The sequence below is a fragment of the Streptomyces sp. BR123 genome, assembly GCF_013401435.1.
GTDB lineage: Bacteria > Actinomycetota > Actinomycetes > Streptomycetales > Streptomycetaceae > Streptomyces.
In genome coordinates this window covers 1-9,306 of record NZ_JACBGN010000282.1, presented here as the reverse complement: position 1 = coordinate 9,306, position 9,306 = coordinate 1, and the positions used below count along the sequence as shown (strand labels likewise).

The 9,306-nt window shown below is 74.1% G+C and carries 5 protein-coding genes; 4 read left to right on the top strand and 1 reads right to left on the bottom strand.

Annotated features, from left to right (window positions below; translation table 11 throughout):
- Positions 1-1,825: ABC transporter ATP-binding protein (locus tag HYE82_RS29750; protein WP_179177288.1), on the bottom strand; the 1,825-nt coding region annotated here is incomplete at its 3' end.
- Between the two features lie 101 nt (positions 1,826-1,926).
- Between HYE82_RS29750 and HYE82_RS29745 the strand changes: the two genes are divergently transcribed.
- From HYE82_RS29745 to HYE82_RS29730, 4 genes are all read left to right on the top strand, one after another.
- Positions 1,927-2,388 carry a MarR family winged helix-turn-helix transcriptional regulator gene (locus HYE82_RS29745; protein WP_179177287.1) on the top strand — a complete coding sequence of 154 codons (462 nt, stop codon included), beginning with the start codon at positions 1,927-1,929 and terminating at the stop codon, positions 2,386-2,388.
- 25 nt (positions 2,389-2,413) lie between these two features.
- On the top strand, positions 2,414-5,350 hold the full coding sequence (locus HYE82_RS29740; protein WP_179177286.1) for an FAD-binding and (Fe-S)-binding domain-containing protein: 2,937 nt from the start codon (positions 2,414-2,416) through the stop codon (positions 5,348-5,350).
- Between the two features lie 191 nt (positions 5,351-5,541).
- Positions 5,542-7,482: an ABC transporter ATP-binding protein gene (locus HYE82_RS29735; RefSeq protein WP_179177289.1), complete on the top strand. Its 1,941-nt coding sequence runs from the start codon at positions 5,542-5,544 to the stop codon at positions 7,480-7,482.
- Complete coding sequence (locus tag HYE82_RS29730; RefSeq protein WP_179177285.1) at positions 7,479-9,260, top strand: ABC transporter ATP-binding protein; 1,782 nt, start codon at positions 7,479-7,481, stop codon at positions 9,258-9,260. Before HYE82_RS29735 ends, HYE82_RS29730 begins: the two co-directional genes overlap by 4 nt.
- Positions 9,261-9,306 lie beyond the last annotated feature (46 nt).

Below are 9,306 nucleotides of genomic sequence, written 5' to 3'. Positions count from 1 at the left end.
GCGGGTGGGCGTGGGCTGCCTCCCGGTCCCTCTGGACCAGGGCGGCATACCGGCCGCCGGCGACGAGCAGTTCCTCGTGCGTGCCTCGTTCGGCGATGCGGCCCTGGTCGAGGACGACGATCTGGTCGGCGTCGCGGATGGTCGAGAGACGGTGCGCGATGGTGATCGTGGTGCGCCCCGCAGTCAGCGTGTCGATGGCCTGCTGCACGGCGTGCTCGGTCCGGGTGTCGAGGGCGCTGGTGGCCTCGTCGAGGATCAGCACCGGCGGGTCGCGCAGGATGGTGCGGGCGATGGCGAGGCGCTGCTTCTCGCCGCCTGAGAAGCGGTAGCCGCGCTCGCCGACGAGGGTGTCGTACCCGTCGGGCAGGGATGCGATGTGGTCGTGGATCTGGGCGGCGCGGGCCGCTTCGGCGATTTCCTCGTCGGTGGCGTCGGGTTTGGCGAAGCGCAGGTTGTCCGCGACCGAGGCGTGGAAGAGGTACGTCTCCTGGGAGACCACGCCGATGGACCGTGCCAGCGAGTCGAAGTCGAGGTCGCGCACGTCCACCCCGTCGAGGGCGACCCGGCCGCCGGTGACGTCGTACAGCCGGGGCACCAGGTAGCTGAGGGTGCTCTTGCCGGAGCCGGTCGGGCCGACCACGGCGAGGGAGCCGCCGGCCGGGACGGTGATGTCGATCCCCGCCAGGGTGGGCCCGCTCTCGGTGTCGTACGCGAAGTGCACGTCCTCGAGGCGGATCTCACCCTTGGCCCGCTCCAGGCGTACGGGGTCCTCGCGCTCGGTGATGTCCACCGGCAGGTCGAGGTACTCGAAGATGCGCGCGAAGAGGGCGAGGGAGGTCTGGATCTGCACGCCGGTCGACAGCAGGCTCACGGCGGGCCGGAACAGGCCCTGCTGGAGCGTGACGAAGGCGACGAGCGTGCCCACGGAGAGGGAGGGGGCGCCCGACTGCAGGGCCATGCCGGCGGCCCAGTAGATGAGCGCCGGCATGGCGGCCATGACGATGCCGATGGTGGACATCCGCCAGCGGCCGGCCATGCTGGAGCGCACTTCGAGGGCGACGAGCTGCTCGGACTCCGCGGAGAAGGAGCGGGTGAGCGAGTCGGCGCGGCCCATGGTGCGGCCGAGCAGGATGCCGCTCACCGACAGCGACTCGGTGACCGTCGCGGCCATGGCGGCCATCTGCTTCTGCCGCTGGAAAGTGATCTTCTTCCGCTCGCGGCCGACCCTCTGGCTGATCCACACGAAGAGGGGCAGCAGGAGCAGCGAGACCATGGTGAGCCGCCAGTCGAGCGCGAGCATGGCCACGACGGAGGCGACGACGGCCGTGAGGTTGGAGACGAGCGAGGTCGCCGTCGAGGTCACGGTGGCCTGCATGCCGCCGATATCGTTGGCGATCCGGGACTGCACCTCGCCGGTGCGGGTGCGGGTGAAGAACGCCAGGGGCATCCGCTGGAGCTGGGCGTAGACGGCGGTCCGCAGGTCGTGCATGACGCGTTGGCCGACCGTGGTGGATATCAGGGTCTGCAGGACACCGAAGACGCTCGTGACGACCGCGGTGAGGATCATGCCGAGCGCGAGCAGGCTGAGCAGACCGGTGCGGCCCTCGGGGATGGCGACGTCCAGGATCTCCTTGAGCAGGAACGGCGAGGCGACCCCGACCAGCGAGGACGCGCAGACGAGGAGCCCCACGACGGCCAGCCGGCCGCGGTAGGGGCGGAAGAGGCCCATGATCCGGCGCAGTTCCCGCGGCCGCTCACCGGGGCCGGGGCGCCGGGGGTCGAGGGATTCCTGCGATGGCGTCCAATTCGGTTCTTCGGAGCGCATGGGCCTCCTTATGGCGGGACTCGGACTCCCGACGACTCATGCGAGCATAGCTCATTGTTACCTATGCTCACAATGAGTCGGGTCCTGCTACTGTTCCCAGTATGAGCACCGCTCCCGAGACCGACAGCACAGACGGCGTGCTCGCCGAGCAGCTGCTGCGGCTGACCCGACGGCTCCACCGGATCCAGAAGCGCCATCTGGAGCCGCTGGGCATCACTCCCGCCCAGAGCAGGCTGCTGCGCCTGGTCTCGTACTCCGATGGTGAACAGCCGCCCCGGATGGCGGATCTCGCCGCCCGCCTGGAGGTCGTGCCCCGAGCCGTGACGACCTTGGTGGACGGTCTGGAGGCGGCCGGGTGCGTGCGCCGCGCCCCGGACCCGGCGAACCGGCGCGTCATACGGATCGAACTCACCGAGACGGGGCGCGCCACGCTGCGCAGGCTGCGCAGCGCGCGAACGGACGCCGCAGAGGAGATCCTGGCTCCGTTGAGCGCCGGGCAGCGGGACCTGCTCGGCGGCCTGCTGGCCGCCCTCACGGACGCCCCCGAGGGGGGCCGCTGCTGACGGGCCGAGGAGCGAGGGGTCGCCCATGCCGCTGCTGGAACCGAAGCCCGGGGCCCTGCGCCCGCACGGCATCGGCGGCCCCTCCCCCGACCGCATGCCCGAGTGGCGTGCCGGCGGCGCCCCCGATCCGCTGCGCGGCGAGCTGACCGAGCTGCTCGGCGCCTCGAAGGTCCTGTGGAAGGCATCCGACCTCGTCCGCTACGCCTCCGACGCCTCCCCCTACCGGTTCGTCCCGCAGGTGGTGGTGGTCGCGGAGGACCTCGACGACGTGTCCGCGGTCCTGTCCTACGCCCACGGGCACGGCCGCGAGGTGGTCTTCCGGGCCGCCGGGACCTCCCTCAACGGCCAGGCCCAGGGCGAGGACATCCTCGTCGACGTACGCCGCCACTGGGTCGGCGTCGAGGTCCTCGAAGGCGGGCGCCGGGCCCGGATCCGGCCCGGCACCACCGTGGCGCGGGCCAATGCCGCCCTCGCCCGGCACGGCCGCGTCCTCGGCCCCGACCCGGCGAGCGCGATCGCCTGCACCCTCGGCGGGGTCGTCGCCAACAACTCCTCCGGCATGACCGCGGGGACCACCAGGAACGCGTACCGGACCCTGTCCTCCCTGACCTTCGTGCTGCCCGGCGGAACCGTCGTCGACACCGCCGACCCGCTGGCCGACGAGGAGCTGTCCCGCGCCGAGCCCGCCCTCTGCCGCGGCCTCATGGAGATCAAACGGGAGATCGAGGCCGATCCGGAGCTCGTCGCCCGGATCCGGGCCAAGTACGAGATCAAGAACACCACCGGCTACCGCCTCGACGCCTACTTGGACGGCACCACCCCCGTCGAGGTCCTGCGCGGACTGATGGTCGGCTCCGAGGGCACCCTCGGCTTCCTCGCCGAGCTGGTCTTCGACACCCTCCCCCTGGACCGCAAGGCCTCCGGCGCGCTGCTCTTCTTCCCCTCGCTGCCCGCCGCGGCCGCCGCCGTGCCGCTGTTCAACGAGGCGGGCGCCCTCGCCGTCGAGCTGATGGACGGCAACACCCTGCGCGCCTCCGTCAGCGTCGCGGGCGTCCCCGGTGACTGGGCCCGCCTGCCGAAGGACACCACCGCCCTGCTCGTGGAGTTCCGCGCCCCCGACGAGGCCGGTCTGGCGGAGTACGAGCGGCGCGCCGCCGGGGTGCTGGCCCGGCTGGAGCTGGTCGCGCCGGTGCCCTCCGTCGCCAACGCCTTCACCCGGGACCCAGGCACCCTCCACGGCTACTGGGCGGCGCGCAAGGCCTTCGTCACCGCCGTCGGCGGGGCCCGCGCCCCCGGGACCACGCTGATCACCGAGGACTTCGCCGTCCCGCCGGCGCGGCTGGCCGAGGCCTGCGAGGCACTCCTGGCGCTGCAGGCCGAGCACGGCTTCGACGCGGCGGTAGCGGGCCATGCCGCCCACGGCAACCTGCACTTCCTGCTCGCCTTCGACGCCGCCCGGCCCGCCGACGTGGCGCGCTACGCGGCCTTCATGGACGCGTTCTGCCGGCTCACGGTGGAGCGGTTCGACGGCTCGCTGAAGGCCGAGCACTCCACGGGCCGCAACATGGCCCCCTTCCTGGAGCTGGAGTGGGGGCCCAGGGCCACCGAGCTGATGTGGCGCACCAAGCGGGTCGTCGACCCGGAGGGGCTGCTCGCCCCGCGGGTCCTCCTCGACCGCGACCCGCAGGCCCATCTGCGCGGCCTGAAGACGATCCCCCGGGTCGAGGCGGTCGCCGACCCGTGCATCGAGTGCGGGTTCTGCGAACCGGCGTGTCCCAGCAAGGACCTGACGACCACGCCCCGTCAGCGGATCGTGCTGCGCCGGGAGATGGTGCGGCAGCCGCCGGGCTCCCGGGTACTGGACGAGCTGCTCGACTCCTACGGGTACGACGCCGTGGACACCTGTGCCGGCGACTCCGCCTGCATGCTCGCCTGCCCGGTCGGCATCGACACGGGCGCACTGATGAAGGACTTCCGCCACCGCCGGCACGGTCCGCGCGAGGAGTGGGCGGCCGCGCTCGCCGCCCGGCGGTTCGCGGCCGTCGAGGGCGCCGCGCGGCTGGCCGTGGCCACTGCCGGCACCGTCGCGGGCGTCTTCGGGCACCGGCTCCCGGCTGCCGTAACAGGCGCCGCGCGCAAGGCCGTACGCCCCGGCCTGGTGCCGCAGTGGCTGCCGCAGATCCCCGGCGCCGCCCCGCGCAGGCTCCCCGCCACCCGGCGGGTCGGTGCGGCGGCCGTCTACTACCCGGCCTGCATCAACCGGATCTTCGACGGGCCGCGGGGCGAGCCCGGGCCGAGCCTGCCCGAGGCCGTGGTGGCCGTGTCCGAGCGGGCCGGCAAGCCGCTGTGGATCCCGCCGGACGCCACCGGCACCTGCTGCGCGACCATCTGGCATTCCAAGGGCTACGACGCCGGGAACCGGGTGATGGCCAACCGGATCGTGGAGGCGGCCTGGGGCTGGACGGCCGGCGGGCGGCTGCCGCTCGTGGTCGACGCCTCGTCCTGCGCACTGGGCCTCGCGCGCGAGGTGGTCCCGTACCTGACCGACGGGAACCGCGCGCTGCACGCGGAGCTGACGGTCGTCGACTCCGTCGTCTGGGCGGCGCGGGAACTGCTGCCGCGCCTGGCGGTCCGGCGCACGGCCGGCTCGGCGGTCGTCCATCCCACCTGCTCGATGCGGCACTTGGGCACGGAGGGGGCACTGCGGGCGGTGGCCGAGGCCTGTGCGCGGGAGGTGGTGGTGCCGGACGACGCGGGCTGCTGCGCCTTCGCGGGCGACCGGGGCATGCTCCATCCGGAGCTGGCGGCCTCGGCGACGGCGCGCGAGGCCGCGGAGGTGACCGCGCGCGGGTTCGACGCCTACCTGTCGGCGAACCGGATGTGCGAGGTGGGGATGGAGCGGGCCACCGGCCGCCCCTACCGGTCGGCCCTGATCGAGCTGGAGCGCGCCACGCGCCCTTGACCCGGTGCGCGGCAGCGGCGGCGGCAGCGGCAGCGGCAGCGGCAGCGGCAGCGGCAGCGGCAGCGGCAGCGGCAGCGGCAGCGGCGGACGACGCAGGGTGATGCCGTGGCCGACGCAAAATCGATTGCCCGGTGCCCGTCCGCAGCGCGAACCTTGCACGGTCCGGACATCACGACCAGCCCTGGGGCGTCATGCAGATCAGCGACCTTCCGCATCCGGACCCCGGGGTACCCGACGCCCGCTCCGGCCCCCGCTTCCTGCTGTGGCTCGGCCGCAGACAACTGGGCGGGCAGGCCAGAAGCCTGGGCTGGGGCCTGGTGCACTTCTGCGGGATCGCCGGGCTGCCGTACGCGGTCGGCGCGGGCGTCGAAGCGGTCGTCGACCGCGACGGCAGCCGGCTGCTGCTGGTCGGCGGACTGCTGGTGCTGATCGGGATCGCCACCTCGGTCGGAGACACCATGCTCCACCGCACCGCCGTCACCAACTGGATCACCGCCGCGGCGCGCGTGCAGCAGCTCCTCGCCCGCAAGACCGTCGAAGTCGGCTCCGCCCTGACCCGGCGGGTCGCGGCGGGCGAGGTCGTGGCGGTCTCCACGGGCGACGTGGAGAAGATCGGCTGGTTCGTGGAGGCGGTCTCCCGCTTCCTCGCCGCCGCCTTCGCCGTCGTCGCCATCTGCGTCGGCCTGCTGTTCTACGCGCCGTCGATCGGGATCGTCGTCGCCGTCGGCGTGCCCGTGCTGGCCCTGTCCGTGCTGCCGCTGCTGCCGCGCGCCACCCGGCGGGCCGACGTCCAGCGGGAGAAGGCCGGCCGGGCCACCGAGCTGGCCTCCGACACCGTGGCGGGTCTGCGGGTGCTGCGCGGCATCGGCGGCGAGGAGCTGTTCCTGGCCCGCTACCGGGAAGCCTCGCAGCAGGTCCGCGAGGCAGCCGTGCGCAGCGCCCGGATGTGGGCGCTGATCTCGGCGGTCCAGGTGCTGCTGCCGGGCGTGCTGCTGATCACGGTCGTCTGGTACGGCTCGGGGCTCGTCCTGGACGGCCGGCTGACCGTCGGCGAACTCGTCGCGGCCTTCAGCGCGGGGGCCACGATGCTCTACCCGCTGCGGCACTTCGAGGAGATCGCGATGGCCTACTCCTTCTCGCGCCCCTCCGCCCAGCGGGCCGCCCGGGTGCTGTCGCTGACGCGTACGGAAGCGGATGCGCGGCCGGGGTTCGAGGGCCCGCTCGCGGCGCCGGAGCCGGGCGGGGACCTGTACGACCCGGTGACCGGGCTGCTGGCCCCGGCGGGCCGGCTCACCGCGGTGGTGTGCGGGGACCCGGACCTGGCGGGCCGGCTCGCCGAACGCCTCGGCGGCCACCCCGCTGAGGCCGAGGACGGTGGGGACCACGGCGCAGGCGGCGAGGCCGGTGGGGACCGCGGCGCAGACGGGGAGAGCCGTGGGGAGCGCGGCGCAGGCGGCGGGAGCGGCCCAGGTTCCGGGGCTGCCGGACGGGCCTCGGCGCGTCTGGGCGGGGTCCCGCTGGACCGGCTGCCGCTGGACACGGCGCGGGCCCTGGTCCTCGTGCAGGACAAGGATCCGGTGCTGCTGTCCGGGACGCTGCGCGAGCTGTTCGCCGTACCGTCGTCCGGTGCGGTGGAGCCGGCGGCCGCGCTGGCCGCCGCCCGGTGCGCGGACGTCCTGGACGCGCTGCTGCAGTCGGCCCCGGCCGGGGTCGTGGACCCGATGGACGCCCGGATCACCGAGCGCGGCAGGTCGCTGTCCGGCGGCCAGCGCCAGCGCCTGGCGCTGGCGCGGTCCCTGGCCACCGACCCGGAGGTGCTGGTGCTGGACGAGCCGACCTCGGCAGTCGACTCGCACACCGAGGCGCGGATCGCGGACGGCATCAGGGAGCTGCGGGCCGGCCGGACCACGGTGGTCCTGGCCTCGTCGCCGCTGCTGCTGGACCGCGCCGACCACGTGGTACTGGTCCACGAGGGAGCGGTCGCCGCCACCGGTACGCACCGCGAACTGCTCCGCGGCGAGCCGCGTTACCGGGCGGTCGTCACCCGGGAGACCGACGAGGAGCAGCGGCTCGCCCGCATGGGACTGGAACGGCTGGCCGAGGAACTCACAGAGATCGAGGAAACCGCATGATCGGCGTGGCCCCGCCGGAGTACGACCCGGCGGCCCCCGAAACGGCCGCCACCCTGCCCGTGGGCGGCTCGGCGACCGTACGGGGTTACGTGCGCGGCCTGCTGCGGCGGCACCGGCGGGCGTTCGCGGTCCTCGTCTCGGTCAACGCGGTCGCGGTGACGGCCTCCATGGTCGGCCCGTACCTGCTGGGCCGGGTGGTGGACCAGCTGGCGGCCGGCGCGCGCGAGCTCCACCTGGAGCGTGTGGCCGTGGTGTTCGCGGTGGCGCTCGCCGTCCAGACGCTGTTCGTCCGGCTGGTCCGGCTGCGCGGGGCGATGCTCGGTGAGCGGATGCTGGCCGACCTGCGGGAGGACTTCCTGGTGCGGTCGGTGGGCCTGCCGCCGGGGGTGCTGGAACGGGCCGGCACGGGCGACCTGCTGTCGCGCATCACCACCGACATCGACCGGCTGGCCAACGCGATGCGCGAGGCCGTCCCGCAACTGGCCATCGGCGTCGTGTGGGTGGGGCTGCTCTTCGGGGCGCTCGCGGTGACCGCGCCACCGCTGGCGCTCGCCGCGCTGGTGGCGCTGCCGGTGCTGGTGATCGGCTGCCGCTGGTACTTCCGGCGGGCTCCCTCGGCGTACCGCTCGGAGGCGGCCGGCTATGCGGCGGTCGCGGCCGCGCTCACCGAGACGGTGGACGCGGGCCGGACGGTCGAGGCGCACCGCCTCGGCCCGGCCCGGGTCGGGCTGTCGGAGCGGCGGATCAAGGAGTGGACGGCGTGGGAGCGGTACACCCTCTTCCTGCGCACGGTCCTGTTCCCCGTCATCAACGTCACCTTCCTGACGATCCTCGGCTCGGTGCTGCTGATCGGCGGCTTCTGCGTGCTCCGGGGGTGGCTGTCGGTGGGACAGCTGACCACGGGCGCGCTGCTGGCGCAGATGATGGTCGACCCGATCGGGCTGATCCTGCGCTGGTACGACGAGCTGCAGATCGCGCAGGTGTCGCTGGCCCGCCTGGTGGGCGTGCGGGAGATCGAGCCGGATGCCGGTGATGCGGGCGTCGCCCCGGAGGGCCGCGACGTACGCGCCGACGAGGTCCGCTTCGGCTACCGGGAGGGCGTGGACGTCCTGCACGGGGTGTCGATGGCGGTGCCGCCGGGCACCCGGATGGCGCTCGTCGGCCCCTCGGGCGCGGGCAAGTCCACGCTGGGCCGGCTGCTGGCGGGCATCTACGCACCGCGTGCGGGCGAGGTGACCCTCGGCGGGGCGCAGCTGTCGCGGATGCCGGCGGAGCGGGTGCGCGCGCAGGTGGCCCTGGTCAACCAGGAGCACCACGTGTTCGTGGGCTCGCTGCGGGACAATCTGCGGCTCGCGCGGACGGGGGCGCAGGACGCCGAGCTGTGGGCGGCCCTGGGCGCGGTGGACGCCGACGGCTGGGCACGGGCCCTCGCGTCCGGCCTGGACACCGAGGTGGGATCGGGCGGCACGGCGCTGACCCCGGCGCAGGCGCAGCAGATCGCGCTGGCCCGGCTGGTGCTGGCGGATCCGCACACGCTGGTGCTGGACGAGGCCACCTCGCTGCTGGACCCGCGGGCGGCACGGCACTTGGAGCGGTCGCTGGCCCGGGTGCTGGACGGGCGTACGGTCATCGCGATCGCGCACCGGCTGCACACGGCGCACGACGCCGACGTGATCGCGGTGGTCGAGGACGGCCGGATCAGCGAGCTGGGGTCGCACGACGAGCTGGTCGCCGCCGACGGGGCGTACGCGGCCCTGTGGCGGTCCTGGCACGGCTGAACCCTGTCTCCTATACACATCTCCGAGCCCACGAGACCGGTCCGTG

Coding starts and splice junctions, on each gene's coding strand:
- HYE82_RS29740 (WP_179177286.1), top strand. CDS start 2,414: ATGCCGCTGCTGGAACCGAAGCCCGGGGCCCTGCGCCCGCACGGCATC.
- HYE82_RS29730 (WP_179177285.1), top strand. CDS start 7,479: ATGATCGGCGTGGCCCCGCCGGAGTACGACCCGGCGGCCCCCGAAACG.
- HYE82_RS29745 (WP_179177287.1), top strand. CDS start 1,927: ATGAGCACCGCTCCCGAGACCGACAGCACAGACGGCGTGCTCGCCGAG.
- HYE82_RS29735 (WP_179177289.1), top strand. CDS start 5,542: ATGCAGATCAGCGACCTTCCGCATCCGGACCCCGGGGTACCCGACGCC.